We start from the raw sequence: 18,927 nt of genomic DNA on the forward strand, positions 1-18,927 counted from the left end.
CACCTTACTGCTTCACAACCTGGCCGTCTTGCACCAAGGTTGCAGCGGAGCTCCGAACATCCTGGGGAACGGTAATCCCGAGGGCTTCGGCGACATCCAGGTTGATGAGCAGGTCCACATCCGCAGCATCTGTCATGTACTGGGTCGGGATGCTTGCGGGGCTTTCGCCTTCCAGAAGCCGGGCGATGAGCCGGCCGGTAGCTCTTCCCATCTTATAGTAGTCAAATCCCCATGCCGCAAGAACACCAACCTCTTCGGCTGAGGAGGGATCGGCGCTCATGACGGGTTTTCCCTGCCTGCTGGCCACATCTACCAGAGCATTGAGGGCAGAAACCACCGTATTATCTGTGGATACATAGACCGCATCTACCTTATCTATGATGGTTTGGGTGGCCGTCCGTACCTCTGCGGAGTTGGTTACGGTTGCGGGAACAAATGTGAGTCCCAGCTCTGCCGCTGCCTGCTCGGCCAGTTCTGCCAGGGCTACCGCATTTGCCTCGCCGCTGGAATACACGTGCCCGATGGACTTGATGCTAGGGTTCAGACGGAGCAGCAGCTCCAGCTGTTCTTTAACGGGGGTCAGGTCAGAGATACCGGTTACATTCTCACCACCCTGGTCCACTGAGGGGACAAGGCCGGCACCTGCCGGATCGGTTACCGCACTGTAGACCACGGGAATATCCCGGAGGGTATTCACCAGGGCTTGGGCGGTGGGCGTGGCAATTCCCACTGCCAGAGCTACCTTATCTGCCCGGAATTTGTTAGCAATGGAAGTGGCGGTGTTTAAATCGCCGTTAGCGTTTTGAAGATCGTATTCGAGGTCAAATCCAAGTTCGCTAAGCTCATCCTGAATTCCCTGTTCGACGGCGTCCAGGGCGGGGTGAGCGACAATCTTGGAAATTCCAATGGTTTGTACCTGATTGCCCTGGGATGATTCCCCCGCTCCCGCGGCGAAAAGAGGCATCCCAGCCACCATGGCAATGAGTACCAGGACTAATCCTATAGTCTTGCGCATTTTGCTCCTCCTAAAATGTATGTAGGAGATATTAAAACCCATGACGGGTAACCTGTCCAGCGTCCAACCCGGGGCTTGACGCAGGTCCTTCGGCTTCCCACTATAATCCTCATGATTTTTGAGGTAGCGGTGATGCTTTTCGGCCAGTTTTCCGCAGCAACATCAATTCTAATGATCAAGGCATCGGCGGTGCCCCCGGGATATCTCGGAGCGTACCGGCTGGTTTTCGCAGCCCTTCTATTCGCCGGCCCGGGATTCCGGCGCTACCGGGAATGGAGGCGGAACATGCATGAGGCGACCAGCAGGCCTCCAGGGCTGGGGCAGCTGCTGCGCTACACCTGGTTGCCAGGGATTTTTCTTGGATTACATTTTTTTACCTGGAATATGGGTGCCAGATTAACCCTCGCAGGGAATGCCACCCTGGTAGTGAACATGATTCCCCTGGTCATGCCGATTCTCATGTACATCATGCACCGTATTGTTCCCAGCAGGCGGGAGTTGCTGGGCTCCGGGGTCGCCATGGCCGGCGTGGGGATCCTCGGAGTAGGATCAGTGCAGATTTCTCCCGAATCAGCAGCCGGGGATCTGCTCTGTTTTGTTGCCATGGTATTTTTGGCCCTCTACCTCATCTTCGCGAAAACAGCCCAGGGCGTAAACATACCCCTCCTGCTCTATTTAACCATGGTGTACATGGTCGGTTCACTCACCGCCTTTGTAATAAATCTCCCCTTTGCCCCGCCGGCTGTTGACCATCTTTTGCCACCCCAACTATGGTATATCCTCGGGCTCACCCTGGTACCGACCGTATTAGGGCATAGTCTGTTGAACCGGGCAATGCAGACTCTGCCGAGCCAGGTAGTAAGTATAGGACAGCTTTCTCAGTTCATTTGGGCTGCGTTACTGGCCTTTCTAGCATTCGGGGAGATTCCTGAACCGGTGTTTTACCCGGCAAGCGTTTTTGTGCTTATCGGCGCTGGGATAACCCTCTCCGCCCATAGAAAAAAATCCCTAGTTGTAAAGGAAAAACAGCAATGAACCTGATCTGTCTTGACCTCGAAGGTGTAATGGTACCGGAGATTTGGATAAACCTGGCAAAAAAAACCGGCATCGCCTCCCTGGAACGTACCACCCGAGATGAACCTGATTACAGCAAACTTATGAACGGCAGGTTGGAGATTCTGCGTGAGCATAACCTTACCATTCACGACATTCACGAGGTTATAAACTCTCTGGAGCCCCTGCCCGGTGCCGTGGACTTTCTTGATACCCTCCGGGAACAGGCCCAGGTGGTCATCCTCTCCGATACCTTCCAACAGTTCGCAGCCCCTCTGATGAGAAAACTCAGGTGGCCGACCCTCCTGTGCAACGACCTGGTTATCGACGATCATGGTGTTATTCAGGATTTCAAGCTTCGCCAGGCCGACGGGAAACGCAGGGCGGTAGAAGGGTTCCAGTCCATGGGTCTTTCCGTGACCGCCGCCGGAGATTCCTATAACGACCTGAGTATGATAAAGGCGGCCCAACGGGGAGCATTTTTTCGCCCGCCCCAGCGAATCACCCTGGAGGAACCGGACTACCCGGTATTCACGGAATACCCGCCCTTTGTGGATTTCCTATTGAATCGTATATAATACCCCCATGGACTCAGAGGATCAAAAAACGGGATGTTTTCGCAAGCTGGCGGAAGATCAGGTAGGTTCCGGCAAGATCGGTTCCGATGATCAATCCAGGCTCATCCGGGAACTGCGAATACACCAACGGGAACTTGAACTCCAGCAGGAGGCCCTGGAGGCAGTGCAGGAAGAGCTCCAGGAAAAAAACCGACAGTTTTCACTGCTCTTCCACCAGGCGCCGGTTCCGTACCTGCTGGTCAACCGGTCCGGCATGATCCTCATGGCCAATCAGGCGGCTGCGCGGCTCCTGCATTCCCAGAGCGATGCCGGATTGACGGGACATTCCGTGGCTGAATACATCCAATCGGGGGATCGCAAGCGCTTCAATCATCATCTTGATCAGGTACAAACCACCGGCAGCGCCCAGCTTGCGGACCTGGGGCTTCATGATATTGGGCTGTCCGGAGGACCGGAGAACCAGCGCTGGTGCTCCATAGACAGCCGATTCCATGACAGCGGTCAGGAAGGCTGGATTTTTATGGTTCTCCGGGAGATTACAAGTCAAAAAAACCTGGAGGATGATTTAATTCTCGCTCAACAGGAAGCCTTGAAGGCAAACCGGCTCAAAAATCTGTTCCTCGCTAATACCAGCCATGAGCTCCGGACTGCATTGCATTCCATTGCCCATCTACTCGCCGATTCAACCATATCCCCGGAAACCAGGGATTCGGTTATCCAGAATACGGTACAATCCACCCTCCGGGTAATCAACGATATCCTGGACTTTACCGCCATTGAAGAGGGAACCCTGGCAACCTCGGAATCCAATTTCACCCTGGAGCACATTGTACACCAAATCCGCAGCTCCTATGCTGGGTTATGCAGGGACAAGGGACTCACCCTGGAGTGCAGGGTTCAAGCACCGGATAAGCTTGAACTCTCCGGAGATCTTCAACGAATCCTGCAGATTCTGACGAACCTGGTACAGAACGCCCTGGACTATACCGACCGCGGACGGATTGACGTCATCGCCGATTATAAACCCATAACCAGCTTCCAGGGGGAGGTCGTATTTGAAATCCGGGATTCCGGCCGCGGCCTGAGCAGCGATGAACTTCACACCATCTGGCTTGAACCCTTCGATGAATCCAGCCGGTATAAAAAAAATACCAACGGACTCGGCATCGGTCTTCCCCTGTGTAAACGGTTAGCCCGATTACTGGGCGGGCAATTGTACCTGAGCTCCAACCAGGGCCTCGGAACTTCAGCCTTTTTCAGTATTCCCTTGTATCATGGCGATCCTCCAGCGGGGCAGCCAGCGCCATCCCCGACCCAGGGCAACCGCCACCGGAAAAAAATCCTGGTTGTTGAGGACAACGAACTGAACAGGATGGTGTTGGTTCACATCCTTCAACAACTGGGGTATGCCAATATCCTGGGGGCGGAAGACGGTCGGGAGGCCCTGGATCTGCTCTCCGAGCACGGGGACACAGCCCTCGTGCTGATGGATATTTCCATGCCCCGGATGGATGGACTCGAGGCGACCCGCCTGATTCGCCAAGGGCGCGCCGGGAATTCCGATATCCCCATCGTCGCCATCTCCGCTCACACCATGACCGGGGATGAAGAAACCTTCTTATCTGCGGGGATGAACGCCCATATCGCAAAACCCTTTACGCGGCATGACGTAGAAACCGTGGCATCCCGGTTCTTGGGGGCTGGTTCCGGATCTCAGCCCGGTTCGGGGAAAACGCCGGATCCGGAGGGGTAACCCATCCCCAGGCAGGAACTACCCCCACTCCGGAATCCGGAGAATCTGTCGGAGGATTTCCCGGGTAATCGCATAGAGGGGAGGAATTCCCTCGTTGGCTTGCAGGGAGTTCGCGAGGCTGCTGGTGGTATGAGCCAGGGGAAGATCGGAAACATAGTAGTAGAACCGCTGCTTGGTTTGTTTTCTCAGTAAACCGGTATAGATGCTTTCGGCAACCTGGCGGTGATAATAGCTTCCCTCCATCTCCAATCCAATAATGGCCCAGAGGTGCCGGTAAAACTGCAACATAAGGCGGTTCTGGAGCAGGGTACCCTCCACTGTCAGCATCGGCCCGGTATGCACCTGAATTCCTCCCAGGGTCTCGGTAAATCGCTGGGTGTCTGCCCGGGCCGGGGTCGGGACAGGATAGAGCTGATCCATGGCTTGGTCGAGAAAGGCTGTGGGAACCAGGATATCTCCTCGTTTTCCCGCCAAAGAGCCGGCCTTACCGAGAAAATTCACACTCTCAATACGGTGGCCGAAGAGCAAGATGAGGTTCCGAATGATATGTTCGGCCTGCTCCCCGAAGGCATAGTCAATATTTACAATGATGTCCTTGCAGCTCCTGGGCACAAGCCCGATACCCGGGTCAACCTCCGTACCGGCCAGGCGCGAGGCATCTATAATTTGCACCTGAATACCAGTGGACAGGGTTCCAGAAAGGGTTTTTATTCCCTGGGATTCTCCCGCCTGTTTTGCCAGGTTCTCCCGGTCGGGAAAGCTGCGAAAATAGTCCCGGAGCAGGGCGTAGGTTTTATCCTGGGGATTCGACCAGTCGAGGCTCAGCAGGGCATTGCCGGTATCCTTGGCCCAGGAGATGATCCTGTCCTGTTCTTCCAGGTACCAGGCATTCAGGCAGTTGGTAACCGAGTGGGTGTTTGAACTGATGATATGAACCCCAACACCCTCGGGAAGGGAGCCGGCATCACAGCCGAGGAGTTCCGACACTGCACTGCCCACATGGCCGGTCCAGATTTCGGTGCGCCGGCTGTTGTAATTATTCTTCTGCCGTCGGATATCGATACTGAACATCTCCCGGTGGTTTGTAATCTCGTAAATTCGCCGGGTGAGTTCCCGGGGCCAAACCCGGTAGAGCCGGTCGATTTCCTGGTCGTCAAAACCGAGGGTCCATAACAATTGCCGTTCCTGCTGGAGGTATTCTGGGCTTCCAGGCCGGGCGGGCGCGAACCCCGGCATCGCTCCATCCTGGAGCCACTGTTTGAGACGCGTCATCCCGTTGATGGCATACATCCGTTTTCTGATTTTCTGGGCCTCCACCGCGTACAGGCAGAGGCAGGTAATGAAGTCCATGAGATCGCTCATGCCGTTACGCAGGAGGACCAGGTCTTTTCCCGGCAGCATCTCCCAGATACTTCTCCGGCGGGCAGTCGAATCCACCCGGGGGAAAAAGTCTCCGGGACGCTTATAGGCCGTGGGAAGCTCGTCCCGAAGCAAAAACGCAAAGGTACGGGTCACATTTTCCGGCAGCCGGCGAACGGCATACTCCAATCCCCCAAGATCCAACTCAGTATCATCCACGGTTCCCCGGTGCAAGGCAGGCTCGAGACTCCGGTAAATATCCAGCAAGGCCGAAACGGTGATATGCCCCAGGGAAACCCCCCGGAGCACCTCGGCTCGAAACCGGTCAAAGGCCTGAAAAATACCCTGGCGATCCTTCAGAATGGTAGCCAGGGACTGGGCGAAGGCCCCGGAACTATGAACCAAGGATAAAAAGACATTCCCGGGAATCTTACAGCAGAGGGCGGAGGTCGCAGCACGGATGGAGAAAACCCGGGGGACCTCAAAAATAGCCTCCCACTCGCCGAAATAATGTCCCTGCTCGATGATGCTATGGGGCTCAAACTCCCCGGGAGATCCGGGATCGCCGTTGCCCACGGAAACGGAACCGGACAGCAATACATAGACCCAGCGGTCCTGGGTATCGCCCTGGCGGATAATTGCCTCGCTTTCTTCGAAGCGCACCACCTCGCTGGATTGAACCAGGCGCTGCATATGTGCCGAATCCAGAAACCGGAAGGGAATAACCTCACGAAGCTGCTGCTGATACACGGGATTCTTTTGCATGGTCACTCCTTGTGCTATACTATCACAGCATATGGAAAAGGAACGAGATCAAATTATCGACCATTTGAGCAACTGTTTTGCCCGGGATCTATTAACAGCCGAAGACTTTGAGCTCCGGGTGGAGCGGGCTCACCAGGCATCCACCCTCGACCAGCTGGCAGGATTGATCGAGGACCTTCCCACCCTGCCGGGGTCGCCTCGGTTCGCGGCACCATCGGGATCCCACTCCAGATTTCCCTCGGGCGACTACGCAGAAGGCCGCGGCGAGGGCAGTCCGGGGCCTTACAGGGGCGGGTTTCCCGGAGACCTGGAACCGGAAACCACCTATGCTATTTTTTCAGAGCAGAAGCTCGCGGGAAACTGGCTGCGCCGGAATAGTGCAGCTGCTACCGTGGCCCTGGGTTCCATGGTCATGGATCTGCGGGATGTAACCCTGGGTCCCTACACCGAAATCCAGCTGACGGCCTTTATGGGGGAGATAACCATAATCCTGCCGGATTACCCTGTTTTGGTGGAATCCTCTGTTTCGACGATCCTTGCGGAGTTTAAACGTAAGGGGATGGGACGAGCACCGGACAATGCGCCGTTGCTCAAACTCAAGGGCTATGCCGTTCTCAGTCAAATCACCCTAAAACAAAAGCGCTAAGACATCCTCAAGAATCGGTGCAGAGCCGGCTGAGGATGGGGCCGTGGTGGATGATGGGGTATTGGCAGACCATCCGGGTCAAGGCATCCACGGCCTGGGCGTAGGACGCATTGGTTGTATAATTAAACATACTATCCTCGACCTCTCGGCCGTCGGGTTCTCGGATATGCACAATGGGATTCATGAGCATGCCGCAGATGATCTTTTTGTCCACCCCCCGATTCAAGAGGTACCGGGCGAATGTAAAATCGCGAAGACTGATCTTCTCTCGCTGCTGGGTGTACAGATACCCCACCCCGTCCAGGATCTGTTCAAAGGGACCCTTGGAGTAATGAAAGGCCCGACTGGGATCATACTTCGGATCCAGGATTCCTCCATCCACCAGAGCCTGATGCATTCTCCGCACCAGGAGCTTAACCGATGAATAATCCCGCTCGGTCCGGAAGATCATAACGGCAATATCGGTTCCCTTGGCATTCTTGTGGAGCAGAGCGGGAATATCGTAATTCACCACATACACACCCTCGATGCGTTTAATGGTTTGGCCGTTGAGCATTACCATGTCCGCTTCATTCACCCAGGTGTGAAACAGCTCCTCCGGGGTCTTATCCAGACGTTCTAAGGCTTCGAAACTGCCAACAATCTCTGCTGAGTCAAAGTCCTCCCGGAAAAAATCGCTGAACCGCTCCGCCATGCTCAGGGTAAATGCCCGTTTTCCTACCACGGCGAAATGCAGCTTAAGGCTGTAGTACTGCTCCACAATGGTGTTTTTTACGATAAACTCCCCGGGAAAGTTCGCCATGTAGACCAGCTTCATGGGCTGTCCCTGCTCTGCGGTTTTAATGACCTTCAGCAGGGTGCTCTCCACCAGCACGCCGTTGGTCTCGGGCCGAAGATACACAAAAATGTCCTGTTCCTCGGGTTTGGCTGCAGGGCCGGGGTAAGGAACAATTACCGTAGGTAGGCTCGCCGCATGGGTGCTCATAACCTCTATTGTAAGGGGTTTTTGCGATTCTTTGCAGGGGTTTTATTAGGGTGATTCAACTGCCCGGAGCGCAGAGGGCTTTCAGGTTCTGTCGGGTCCCTTGGGCGGCCACGGTATGAATTTGCTGGTCCGCCGGGCGTACTCCTCAAAGCCGTCTCTGGCCTTCATGGACCGCTCCAGCATCGGTACCCCGGATACCCCGAGAATCAGCCAGGTTATGATCAGGGGCGAAACCAGGGCAATGAAGGATCCGCTATGGGCCAGGACGAATATTCCATAGCCCCACCATAGAAGAACCTCACCGAAATAGTTCGGATGTCTGGACCACGCCCAAAGACCTTCCCGGCAGAACCCGGCGCCGCCCCTGGACTTAAAGCCCTGTAGCTGGGCATCTGCCGCCCACTCCATGAGAAAACCCGCTGCCCAGATTATAGCCCCCAGGATCATCCCGGGCATCCACGGGGTTCCTTGGGAAGTGGTAAGCAACACTGCGGTAGCCGACGCCAGACCAGCAGCCAGCAGGGCCTGTAGGAGAAACACCTGAAACAGGGCCCCCAATAGCTGCCGGGAGCCCCAGCGCCTGCGGAACCCAGCATACCGCCGATCCTCGGGTTTGCCCCAGTTTCGGATCCCGATATGAACAGCTAAGCGAACCGCCCAACATCCCAGCATAATCAGGCCGGGATGAAGGGGGAGTGGGTCCCCGTAAATGCCGTGGGATGCCCCCAGGCCTGCGGCTAGGAATGCAAGCTGGGCAGGCCCCCAGAGAATATCAACAATTCCATTATTCCTGATTAGGCTGGCAACCACAAAACCCAGGAGCATCAGGAGAGTGATGCCGGCGGAACCCCAGGCCAGTAATTGGAGAAGGTTCATAACCGCCCGGACTCCGGAGGATCGGGGCTTGTACTGGTCTCCCCGGAGGACTGCTCTGGATCCGGACGTTCGAATCCCCTGGGAGGCTGAGATATTTCACCATTCCGATCTGCCCTACCGGTGTATAAGCCGTGGAGTAGCCAGACCTTTTCAAAGCGGTGCTCTTTGCCATGGATGAGCCGGGAAATATTCTTCCGGTGCAGGATGATAACCAGGGTCATAATAACAAGGCCGATGATCAGCGATGCGGCATCCCCGGATCCGGCGCCGGCCTCAAAGGGATCCAGGAGAATCCCCTGCATGGTCGGTAGTAGGATGGCGGCTACCAGAGACCCCACAGAGACAACGCCGGTCAGGAACAGTCCCAGTAAGAATCCGGCCAGACAGAACAAAAACACCGTAGGCCACATGGCTAAAACCACCCCCGCGCCGGTGGCTACCCCCTTGCCGCCCTTAAATCCGGCAAACAGGGGAAATGCATGGCCGAGCACCGCGGCGAACCCTGCCAACACCGGCAGAAGAACCATCAGGAGCGGGTCTCCGGAAACCCGCGGAACCACTGTGTTGAGGATCACCCGAGTCAGAAGCACCGGAACCGCCCCCTTGGCGATGTCGACCAACCCGGTACCAATGCCGAAGCCTAAGCCGAGGACCCTGACCACGTTGGTGGCCCCCGCATTACCGCTGCCATGCTCCCGTATATCAATCCCCTTAAAAACCCGGCCGACCACAATGGAGGTTGGGAAGGATCCCAGAAGGTACCCTAGGGTTAGGGCTGCAAAACTCGATAGCGCGATAATTCCGATCATCCTTCCATAGTACCACTTCATCATTTACTTGTCTGCACTTAGCAGGTTGTGGTACCCTTAAAGTACCGGGGGTGGGTACCCCAGGATTTAAAAAATGACGGAATCCGAATAACCGGCGGCAGAGGTTTCTACCACCGGTAGCCACACCGGATCAGGAGGAAGGAATGAATTTTATTACCGGAAAACAACTTTACTATGCATTCGCGGCTGGAGGCGAGGCAGTGATTGCCGAGCGGGAGATCCTAAACAGGATGAACGTCTTTCCCGTACCTGACGGCGATACCGGGTCCAACCTATCCTATACTCTGAAAAGCATTATAGAAAACACAGAAATCCATAACGACGCCGGGGCTACCATGCGGTCCCTGGCACAATCCGCCCTGGTAGGAGCCCGGGGAAACTCGGGAATACTCTTCGCCCAGTTTGTTAACGGAATGGCCGAGGCTGTGGGGGATCAAAGCCGAATTACCCTTGAGCAGTTTGTTGATTCGGTGAACCATGCCGTAACCAGAGCATACGAGGCCATATCGAACCCGGTAGAGGGTACCATGCTCACCGTTATGCGCGACTGGGCACACTCCATCAAGGAAGAACTCAATCACGTTAAAGACTATCCCAACCTATTCCGACGTACCCTGGACCGGGCGAAACAGAGCCTACAAGATACCATGTATAAGCTCGAACATCTCCGGAAAGCCGGGGTTACCGATGCCGGCGCCCGGGGGTTTGTGAACTTTATCTCAGGGTTCCACGACTTCCTGGAGGCTGGGGCGGAGGTGGATCATCTTCACGATCGGCCTGCCATCTCGGGGAGCCTGGCTGTGGATGAGGATCCCCATGCCGACCTGGAAGACCTGGAAGATCTAAGCTTCAGGTTCTGTACCGAGGGTATTGTATCCGGTACAGATATCGCCGCCGGCGGTGTCAGGGAGGCACTCAACGATCTCGGAGACAGCTTGATTGTGGCCGGGGGCGGTCCTCATGCCAGAATCCACATTCATAGCAACAATCCCGCCGAGGTCTTCTACCGGCTTAAGCAGTTCGGTACCGTCTCTAACCAGAAGGTAGACGATATGTTCCGGCAATTCCAGATGATGAAAAGCCCCAAGGCCAGGATTGGCCTTGTTATTGATTCCACCTGCGATCTTCCGCCGGAACTCTTGGATGAGCACCAAATTCACATGGCTCCCCTGACCATAAACTTCGGTGATAGCAGCTTCCTGGATAGACTCACCCTGAAGTCTGAGCAGTTCTACCGTCTCCTGGATGAGGAGAGCGACTTCCCCACAACAAGCCAACCCTCGCCTTCTATTTTTAGCAGACTCTACGGTCACCTGAGCAGCCATTACGATTCCATTATTGCAGTGCATATCTCCCGCCCCCTGAGCGGTACCTATAACACCAGTGCACAAGAGGCATCTCAAATTGAGGGTACAAAGATTTCTGTTCTGGATTCCAAGACCATCTCTGCTTCCCTGGGACTCATGGTACTGGAAGCGGCCCAGGCGATTGAAGAGGGAAAGAGCCATGAGGAGGTTGTCGAACTTCTGGATAATCTGTCCCACAGGACCGACATGTGGGTAACCACACCCAGTCTGAATAATTTCATTCGGGGCGGCCGGGTAAGTAAATTCAAGGGCGGCATCGGGAAGCTCTTGGGAATGCGGCCTATTATAGGCGTTACCCCCGAGGGTGCCAGCCGGTTCCGGGATAAGGCTTTCAGTTATAAAGGCGCATTAAAGAAGATTATCGATCAGGTCATCCGGGGCCATCAGGAACGGGGAATCCAAAGCTTTTCTGTGGTTCATGCTGCAGCGCAGGAAGAAGCGGAGTGGGTAGCCCGGGAGATAGAACAAGCGACCGGTGTGAAGAGCAGCTTTATTTCAGAGATCTCTCCGGTTCTCGGCGCCCATGCCGGGCTAGGCGCCGTAAACCTGGGGCTGCTCTATAAGAAATAGCCAGGCTGCAACAGGTCTTCCCCCTGCGCCATTAGAGGACAGCCTGGATGTTCCCAGGCTTACCCAATCCCTAATGGAGTGCGCAAAAGGTTGTAAACTACACCAGATATAGCGGCGCAACCAATAACTAAACCCATGGGTGGTGTCGACGGGGTGCAATGGTAGAACCTTTTGCACACTATAATCCCCTAGACTAACATGCCGGGCCCTTACCGGGCCTCTAACACCGATTCTATATCGATTTCTCCGGCGCTGCAGGGCATGGTGATTCCCCAATTCTCAAGAACACCGGGATGAATCTCCCCGAAAACCCCGACTTTTTTTCCACCCACGAGGATATCAGCGCACCGCCCCGAGATAAACCGGGGATCCTCGGATTCCTGCACCTGATAGTCCCAGGCCATGTAGTAGGCCAGGGCGTTGAACTGGCTGTACACCAGGTTGAATCCCGCCTCAGGATCAGCGGATAGAAAGCCGAGACTGGTAAGGGTTTTTGAACCGTAGTTTTCTCCGGAGTCGATCTTTACCACCTTCCCAACCTCGAAAATGTGGTGGGGATAGACGGCGTTGCCGGATACGGCCTCGCTGCTGAGCAGGGAAGGCAGGATTGAATTCCGTACATACTCGTAGTTCTCGCTCATGGGATTCATCACCCGAACAATGCTGGGATCCGTAATGAATGCTTCCAGGGTTTGCCCCTCTTCCAGGTTCGCTAAGAATTCCTGCATACCGGGATGCATACGGTAGATGTAGTCCCTACCCGATCCCAGATAGTTGTAAATCATCTCCTGAAACCCCTGGCCTACCATGAGCCCTTTGATTTTGCGGGATAGTTCCTCAACCTGGGTCAGCGCTCCCACGGTAAAATCCCGGGGTAGCTCGGGAGTAAAGCTGTCCATTCCCCGGCCGATCATGACATCCTCGATGATATCTACGGCATGGAGAAAGTCGTTCCGATAAGGTGCCGGAATAACCCTGAGAGACTCACCCTCCAACTCCACTGTATTACCCAACCGTTCAAGGGCGGCAGCCACTTCCCGAACGCTCAGGGTTTCTCCCAGGAGCTTATTTACAGCTGAAAGACTGGTGGTTTGGGGCTCCTGAAAGTAGTAGGGTGTAACCATTGCCGTCCCGAATTCGAGATCAGCGGGAAATGCCTGGGGATACTCAACCGCCACGGGCAGGATCTCAAATCCGGCATCGGACATATCACAGGCGACAATGTTTGCCGCCAGCAGCAGGGATCGTAGATCGGTGCCGGTAAGTTCTACGAACAACTCGGAGTCCCCCTCTTCCACAGCACCAATGTGAGCGCTGTTAATGATGGGAGGAAAACTGAGAACCTGATCCTCAGCATCCTTGAGGAAGGGGAACAGGGGTGCATCGGCAACAATGTGGCCGTATTCTTGGCCTTTGGGATGATTCTCCAGGATCTCCCGAAGGGTCAACTGGTTCTCCATTCCCAGGGGTACAAAGGCGGTGGTATCCGGATCGGCTCCCTGGTAGTACACAGGGTAGGATATGAGTTCAGACCGGTAAATCCCCATGGCAACGGCCCGACGTTTCTGTCCGAAATTCCAGCAGAGTTTCTCCTGGGTTTGGATCAAGTCCTTGAGTCCCGCCTCGTCCACCGGCGATCCCTTAGCCGCGAAGGCTACGATGTAGGGGCGTACACTGGCGGCACTGGGTTCGACCTTTACGACCCTGGTACCGGGATCCTGGGTCTCCGTCCGGGTGGACAGGAAGGTGTAACGGTTGGGTTTCTCTCCCCGGTACACCCGGAGTAGACGTCCCAACCCTGCGGCCGACCAGAGATCCGGGCGGTTGGTATCGTTCAATTCCACCTTCATGATCCCATCTTCGTTGGTCTGCTCATCCAGCTCAGCCTTTGCCGCAGGAAAGATCTCTTCAAGTTCTTCCGGGGTATATCGTTTTCCTACATATGAGAAAAGGGCATCTTCATAAACTTCAATTTTTGGCATTTCATGCTCCTCGTTCTGGTAGTCCGGCCTTACTGCTTCCGGCGCAGCCGGACATGCTCGATGTTCGGGGTGAAAAGCTCCCGAAGGTCATTCAGCCCCAGGTGCATCAGGGCCATACGGTCAATTCCGAGTCCCCAGGCGAGAACGGGAACGTCCACACCCATGGGTTTGGTAACCTCGGGCCGGAAGATTCCCGCACCGCCGAGTTCAAACCAACCGAGAACCGGGTGTTTTATATGCACCTCTACACTCGGTTCAGTGAAGGGGAAGTATCCCGGTACGTATTTTACCTCTGTGGCCCCGGCAATTTGTTCTGCGAACATCTTCAGCAGTCCTAGAAGGTTCTTCAGATTCACATCGTCGCCTAGCACGATACCCTCTGTCTGATAGAAATCCGACAGGTGGGTCGCATCCACCTGATCGTAACGGAAACATCGCAGTACACCAAAGTATTTTCCAGGTACCTGGGCACGCTGGAGGGTTTTAGCAGACATTACCGTGCCCTGACTACGGAGAATAAGGCGTTTGGTAAATTCCCGGTCGAATCCGTACTGCCAGCCCCGGCTTCCGGTCTGGCCGCCGTTTTCATGGGCAGCCGCGACATTATCAAGGAAGGGCTGCTCAATCTCCCGAGCAGACCGCGGCTCGTTCACATAATACACATCATGGATATCTCTTGCGCTGTGAAACTGGGGCATAAAAAGGGCATCTGAGTTCCAGAACTCGGTTTCCACCAAGGGACCGTCGAATTCCTCAAACCCAAGACCCACCAGCTTATCCTTGACCCAATCAAGGTATTCACAGTAGGGATTGCGTCGACCCATGGCGATACGACCCGGAGGAAGGGAAATATTGTAGGGTCGGAAGGAACCCTTCTTCCAGGAACCGGTTTTCAGCATGGCCGTGGTCAGACCGCCTAATTCTTCTCCGGTAATCCCCGCCTTGCTGAGTGCGGCTTGAAGCTGGAGTCCGGTGGGGGTAATCTCATAAGAAACAATTTCCCGCTCTACCATTTTAAAGGGAGCTGAGGAAGCACCGCGCTTCTTTGCCAAACCATCCATGGTGGTCCGCTCCTGAGGATCAAGCTGGTCTTCCATGAGGATGCCCTGAGGAGCGGTTCCAGCCTTATCAAGAATTGCCCGGATGGGGATCAGATCCTGAGCCTTTTCCCGGGAGACATACTCGGCCTGCTTCTGGGCATTCATTTTTACCGCACCCTGTTTGGAGAGGCTCCCGAAAGCGGATCCCACATCCTTATTCTCAAGGGAAAGAGCTTGGGCGAGCTCTGGAAGCGATGCTGGCCCCTTCTGCTCCAGGTGGGTCAGAATACGCTCCAGGGGTGTCCCCTGGGAGAGATAATCCCTACCCAGGTCGGTGAGTTCAAAGTAGACCTTCGTTATCCGGTTCACCTCCCGGAGACAGTCCTTGCCTGTAAGCCAGCTGATTGCCTGGTTTGCCTGCCCGGTCTTCCATTCCAGGGCATCGACTAAATCTTGGGCATGGAATGCCTTTCCTTCCTGCGCGGCGTAAAGGGCTTTAACTTCCAGGGGATGCAAGGTTTTAATGACTGCATCTGGATTCATGACAAACTCCTATTCCTGGTATGTAGAGTCGGGTTTCCCGACCACATACCCGGGGTGTACTACAATAAATATCCGAAAGAGGTGGTATTGTAAAGCATTTCGCTCCCGGGGTCACCTGTCGAAGCAGGAGGGCTCAGCTCCGGCCTCGAATTTCCTCCATCCGGTGGTAAATCGCCCGGAGGCGGGCTCTGATAGGCTCGCTGTCTTCTTTGGGAAGAATGGCAGCCATTTCCGTCAGCAGTCCGAAGGCTCGGCCGACCTTGGGCTGCTCTTCCGCGGGAGCGGCTTGCTTCGGAGCCTGGGCTTGCTTCGGAGCCTGGGATGGCGCGGGCGGGACAGGATGGGATTGGGAGGGATGCGAACCCGCGGGATTGGGGGACACCGTTTCCGGCCTCCCCGAAGCCCTTGGGGTTGTCGGGACAGGGGAATCCCCCTGAGCCTGACTTGCCAAACTCTTGTTCACCCGGCGTAACAGGTCCTTGGTTCCGCTGGCGGCAAATTCCGCGCGGATCGATTCCGGCAGTTCATCGGTGAGCTTCAGCAGATAGTCAAACAGACCGATTTGACGCTGGGGGTCCACACCGGAACTGCGGCTTCCTCGGCGGTCCTGCCCCGCGGGCGGGGTCTTGCCCGGGAATGCGCTTGGCGGCCCAGGGGGGGATTGGGCTGAGGCGGGACGGCGATCCGGCTGGGATTCAGAAACCGGCTGCTGATCTCCCAGGGGCAGTTCTTCTCGGGATTCCTTCTCAGTATCGGTTCCCTGATTCCCTAGGGATGCGAGATCCATATCCGGCTCTGCTCCGGATTCTGCTAAATCGGGCTCTGCTTCTGCCTCAGCTTCCGTTTCTGCTTCTGCCTCAGCTTCCGTTTTTTCATCTGTCTCCGCTTCCGTCCCAGTCGGGGTCTCCAGTGCCTGGTCAGCCTCAGATGTCTGGTTGGCCGCCGAGTCCTGTTCGGGCTCAAGCTCGGGTTCCTCGTCAAAGAGGGCTGCATCCAGGGGCTCAAAATCACCTTCGGAAATCAATTCTTCCTCGGGATCGATAGCACCATCGAATTCCGGCTCGGTTTCCTCGGTAATAAAGTCATCTTCCAGATGGATTCCATCCTGCTCGGGGGGGGTGTCCCCGGGTACGGTTTGAATCTGCCCATCGTCTTCCCCGTGATGGGGGGTGAGGGCGTCATCTGAGTAGGGTTCCCGAGGGGATTCGTTAGCTGGCTGCGGGGCGTATTCCTCGGGTTCATCCCAATTCTGCCGGTGGGGTGGGTATGATTCTTGGGGCGGCTGGGTCTGTTCAGGTGCCTGGGGTTGGGGGGCAGGTGCTTGGGGCGGCTGGGGTGGCTGCTCCTGCCTCGGAGGCGTGCTCGGGGGTCGTTCGGGGGCCGGGGGAGGCGGGGTTTGAGCCTGGGGTCCGGGCTGCGCCTGGGGTGGTATGGGTGGGGTCTGGGGGGCCTGGGTCTGGGCCGGATAGGGGGCAGCAGGCGGCTGGGGGGGCTGGACCGGTTGCCGGGGTGGATATCCCGGCGGAGGAAAGGCAGGCTGGGGAGGCTCTTGGTAGCCCTCCGGTGCTGCTGAATCAGCATAGCCTCCGGACTGACCTTGGGGTGCCCGGAGATCATCTTCAGGAGAACGGCGGACAGTGGGCTCGTCTACCATATTCATAAAGGGTTCTGAGATATCGCGTTCGGGCTGCTCAGATCTTGATCCTGGGTAACCGCCGGACTGGGATCCCGGGGTGACGCCGGATCCCAGGTTTGCGTAGCCGGACTCCGGCTCAGGTTGCTCTTCATCCTGCTCGGGCTCCTCAAGGATTTCGTCTATTTCCAGTCCCTCTTCTTCAAATAAAAATTCTTCATCAATGAGAGATTGGGTGTCGCCGAAATCCAGAACAGGAACGATATCTTCGTCAATCCCCTGGGGATTGTCCATATCGAGCCCATCGCTGCTCGCCGCAGCGGCGCTGCCGAATTTGCCTAAAGCAGATAGGCTTCGGTGCCAGGCTTCGCCGTGTTCATCCTGGTATGCGGATACCGCCTCTTCATACAGTTCCAGACTCTGGTTCAGGCTGGTGAGGTCATCCGGGGTTGCCCTCTTTCCTTGGAGGCTGATAAGTTCATCCGCTGCACCCAGGGCTTCGGCCCGCATTCCAAGATTTTGGTAGGTACGGGCCATGAGGCTGAGTATCTCTGCATCCCCGGGAATTCGGGCGTTAAGACCTTCCAACTGCCCCAAGGCCTGTTCGTACTCCCGGTGGTCCAGCATGATGGATACGAGGTAGACCGCTGCGGCACGATCCTCCGGAGTCTGCTCCAGGTAGGCAGTGAGGATTTCTTTGGCACGCTGATATTCGCCGCCCTCGTTCCAGGCCATGGCTTCAGCATGGGCGGGTGCTATGGGTTTTTCATTGAGCAGGGTTTGATTTTTCGGCTTACGGCTTCCCAGCTTCCGGGCCCGGTCGAAATACTCCTGAGCCTGGGTCCGGTCATTTTCCAGAAGGGAAATAATCCCCATAAGCCTGTCCATTTCGGGGGTTTGGTTTCCATTTCGCTGAAACGAATCAAGGACAGCCTTGGCTTCAGTGATATCTCCGCGCTTCCTCAGGGCTTGGGCGTAATGGTAGGCAATTTCGGGATTTTCCGGATTCCTGTCATAGAGGGTTTGCAGATCCGCTGCCGAGCTTCCTTCACGATCGGAATGTTCGAGGAGGTGCCCGAGATTTACTGCGGCACGTTCATATTCCGGCGCGTTATCCAGGGCGCTCTTGTAGAGTTGAATTGCCTCGTCCTGTCTTCCTTGGCGGGCATAGGTTGTTGCAAGGTTGTTCTTTGCCCGGACATTAGAATCATCCAAAGATAGAATTTCTTTAAACGCCTGCTCACTCTCATCGTATTTTTCCAGATGTTGCCGGATTATTCCCAGATTATTCAGGGCGTCAATCCAACCAGGCCGGAGGGAAAGGGCACGCTCGAAATCCTTTTCAGCATCATTGTAGGAATCCAGGTGTTGGAGAACCACCCCGCGGTTATAGAGGATCATGGGATGGTTCGGGTCCTGATCCAACCCCCTGTTGTAGACTTCCAGGGCAGAGTGGTAGTCGCCCTGCTGCTCATACAGGGTTCCCAGGTTGTTATAGGCCATCATGAGGTCGGGATCCAGGGTGATTGCATGGCTATACGACTCCACCGCGTCGGCAAACCGTTTCTGCTGCTTGTATACATTCCCCAGGTTGTAGGAGATATCCGCCCTCTCACCATGGTTTTCCCGGGCTTCCATGAGAACCTGCTCGGCCTTTCCGAGTTCCCCGTTGAATCGGTACATCACACCGAGGTTGTTCAATGCTTCAATATTCCCAGGCCTGAGTTCCAGGGCGCGATGAAACTCACCGATGGCTCGCTTGTATTCCTTTCTGGACCCCAGAACCATTCCCATGAGAATGTGCGGGGAGGCAGCGTAGGAGGCCTTCGCCATTACCTCCTTGGCATATTTTTCAGCGGTTTCCAGGTCCTGGAGGGCGTAGGCACGTGTTGCCCGGGTCATTAAATCTTCTAAAACTGTTTTTACCATGCA

Annotated in this window: 13 protein-coding genes; 5 read left to right on the forward strand and 8 right to left on the reverse strand. The window is 55.6% G+C overall.

The window, feature by feature from the left end; all coding sequences use genetic code 11:
- Positions 1–4: 4 nt before the first annotated feature.
- The gene (locus tag DC28_RS08225) at positions 5–1,015 is read right to left on the reverse strand and encodes an ABC transporter substrate-binding protein (RefSeq protein WP_037547682.1); all 1,011 of its coding nucleotides are present in this window, start codon (positions 1,013–1,015) and stop codon (positions 5–7) included.
- Between the two features lie 111 nt (positions 1,016–1,126).
- Here DC28_RS08225 and DC28_RS08230 point away from each other — a divergent pair, with 111 nt between their 5' ends.
- Genes DC28_RS08230 through DC28_RS08240 form a run of 3 tightly spaced genes read left to right on the forward strand, consistent with a single transcriptional unit; the run spans position 1,127 to position 4,399 of the window.
- The gene (locus DC28_RS08230; protein WP_081942069.1) at positions 1,127–2,050 is read left to right on the forward strand and encodes a DMT family transporter; all 924 of its coding nucleotides are present in this window, start codon (positions 1,127–1,129) and stop codon (positions 2,048–2,050) included.
- The gene (gene thrH, locus DC28_RS08235) at positions 2,047–2,646 is read left to right on the forward strand and encodes a bifunctional phosphoserine phosphatase/homoserine phosphotransferase ThrH (RefSeq protein WP_037547686.1); all 600 of its coding nucleotides are present in this window, start codon (positions 2,047–2,049) and stop codon (positions 2,644–2,646) included. The genes DC28_RS08230 and thrH overlap by 4 nt, the downstream gene beginning before the upstream one ends.
- A gap of 7 nt (positions 2,647–2,653) precedes the next feature.
- A complete protein-coding gene (locus DC28_RS08240; RefSeq protein ID WP_037547688.1) occupies positions 2,654–4,399 on the forward strand; it encodes a response regulator in 1,746 nt (581 codons plus the stop codon).
- Between the two features lie 18 nt (positions 4,400–4,417).
- Here the strand turns inward: DC28_RS08240 and DC28_RS08245 are convergent, their stop codons facing one another.
- A complete protein-coding gene (locus DC28_RS08245; RefSeq protein WP_037547689.1) occupies positions 4,418–6,523 on the reverse strand; it encodes a DUF6909 family protein in 2,106 nt (701 codons plus the stop codon).
- A gap of 31 nt (positions 6,524–6,554) precedes the next feature.
- Here DC28_RS08245 and DC28_RS08250 point away from each other — a divergent pair, with 31 nt between their 5' ends.
- Positions 6,555–7,169: a DUF1707 SHOCT-like domain-containing protein gene (locus DC28_RS08250; protein WP_037547691.1), complete on the forward strand. Its 615-nt coding sequence runs from the start codon at positions 6,555–6,557 to the stop codon at positions 7,167–7,169.
- Positions 7,170–7,176: 7 nt separating this feature from the next.
- Here DC28_RS08250 and DC28_RS08255 read toward each other — a convergent pair whose 3' ends face one another.
- The 3 genes from DC28_RS08255 to plsY form a co-directional block, all read right to left on the reverse strand.
- A complete protein-coding gene (locus DC28_RS08255) occupies positions 7,177–8,154 on the reverse strand; it encodes a hypothetical protein (RefSeq protein ID WP_052078634.1) in 978 nt (325 codons plus the stop codon).
- Positions 8,155–8,235: 81 nt separating this feature from the next.
- Positions 8,236–9,030: a DUF1295 domain-containing protein gene (locus tag DC28_RS08260; RefSeq protein ID WP_037547693.1), complete on the reverse strand. Its 795-nt coding sequence runs from the start codon at positions 9,028–9,030 to the stop codon at positions 8,236–8,238.
- Positions 9,027–9,839, reverse strand: a complete 813-nt coding sequence (gene plsY / locus DC28_RS08265) for a glycerol-3-phosphate 1-O-acyltransferase PlsY (protein ID WP_052078635.1) — start codon at positions 9,837–9,839, stop codon at positions 9,027–9,029. The genes DC28_RS08260 and plsY overlap by 4 nt, the downstream gene beginning before the upstream one ends.
- A gap of 164 nt (positions 9,840–10,003) precedes the next feature.
- On the opposite strand from plsY, the gene DC28_RS08270 reads away from it, so the two are divergent.
- Positions 10,004–11,797, forward strand: coding sequence for a DAK2 domain-containing protein (locus tag DC28_RS08270; RefSeq protein ID WP_037547695.1), 1,794 nt, complete (start codon positions 10,004–10,006; stop codon positions 11,795–11,797).
- A 209-nt stretch (positions 11,798–12,006) separates the two neighbouring features.
- On the opposite strand, the gene pheT is transcribed toward DC28_RS08270, so the two are convergent.
- The 3 genes from pheT to DC28_RS08285 form a co-directional block, all read right to left on the reverse strand.
- Positions 12,007–13,779 (reverse strand): phenylalanine--tRNA ligase subunit beta, encoded by a 1,773-nt coding sequence (gene pheT / locus DC28_RS08275; protein ID WP_037547697.1) that lies wholly within the window; start codon positions 13,777–13,779, stop codon positions 12,007–12,009.
- Positions 13,780–13,808: 29 nt separating this feature from the next.
- On the reverse strand, positions 13,809–15,362 hold the full coding sequence (gene pheS, locus DC28_RS08280) for a phenylalanine--tRNA ligase subunit alpha (protein ID WP_037547699.1): 1,554 nt from the start codon (positions 15,360–15,362) through the stop codon (positions 13,809–13,811).
- 133 nt (positions 15,363–15,495) lie between these two features.
- Positions 15,496–18,924, reverse strand: coding sequence for a tetratricopeptide repeat protein (locus DC28_RS08285; protein ID WP_037547701.1), 3,429 nt, complete (start codon positions 18,922–18,924; stop codon positions 15,496–15,498).
- Positions 18,925–18,927: the final 3 nt, after the last annotated feature.

The sequence above is a fragment of the Spirochaeta lutea genome, from assembly GCF_000758165.1.
Taxonomy (GTDB): domain Bacteria; phylum Spirochaetota; class Spirochaetia; order DSM-27196; family Salinispiraceae; genus Spirochaeta_D; species Spirochaeta_D lutea.

What these genes read in the sequence shown, in the direction of transcription:
- DC28_RS08225 (WP_037547682.1), bottom strand. Translation starts at nt 1,015, where the DNA reads ATGCGCAAGACTATAGGATTAGTCCTGGTACTCATTGCCATGGTGGCT.
- DC28_RS08230 (WP_081942069.1), top strand. Translation starts at nt 1,127, where the DNA reads ATGATTTTTGAGGTAGCGGTGATGCTTTTCGGCCAGTTTTCCGCAGCA.
- thrH (WP_037547686.1), top strand. Translation starts at nt 2,047, where the DNA reads ATGAACCTGATCTGTCTTGACCTCGAAGGTGTAATGGTACCGGAGATT.
- DC28_RS08240 (WP_037547688.1), top strand. Translation starts at nt 2,654, where the DNA reads ATGGACTCAGAGGATCAAAAAACGGGATGTTTTCGCAAGCTGGCGGAA.
- DC28_RS08245 (WP_037547689.1), bottom strand. Translation starts at nt 6,523, where the DNA reads ATGCAAAAGAATCCCGTGTATCAGCAGCAGCTTCGTGAGGTTATTCCC.
- DC28_RS08250 (WP_037547691.1), top strand. Translation starts at nt 6,555, where the DNA reads ATGGAAAAGGAACGAGATCAAATTATCGACCATTTGAGCAACTGTTTT.
- DC28_RS08255 (WP_052078634.1), bottom strand. Translation starts at nt 8,154, where the DNA reads ATGAGCACCCATGCGGCGAGCCTACCTACGGTAATTGTTCCTTACCCC.
- DC28_RS08260 (WP_037547693.1), bottom strand. Translation starts at nt 9,030, where the DNA reads ATGAACCTTCTCCAATTACTGGCCTGGGGTTCCGCCGGCATCACTCTC.
- plsY (WP_052078635.1), bottom strand. Translation starts at nt 9,839, where the DNA reads ATGATCGGAATTATCGCGCTATCGAGTTTTGCAGCCCTAACCCTAGGG.
- DC28_RS08270 (WP_037547695.1), top strand. Translation starts at nt 10,004, where the DNA reads ATGAATTTTATTACCGGAAAACAACTTTACTATGCATTCGCGGCTGGA.
- pheT (WP_037547697.1), bottom strand. Translation starts at nt 13,779, where the DNA reads ATGCCAAAAATTGAAGTTTATGAAGATGCCCTTTTCTCATATGTAGGA.
- pheS (WP_037547699.1), bottom strand. Translation starts at nt 15,362, where the DNA reads ATGAATCCAGATGCAGTCATTAAAACCTTGCATCCCCTGGAAGTTAAA.
- DC28_RS08285 (WP_037547701.1), bottom strand. Translation starts at nt 18,924, where the DNA reads ATGGTAAAAACAGTTTTAGAAGATTTAATGACCCGGGCAACACGTGCC.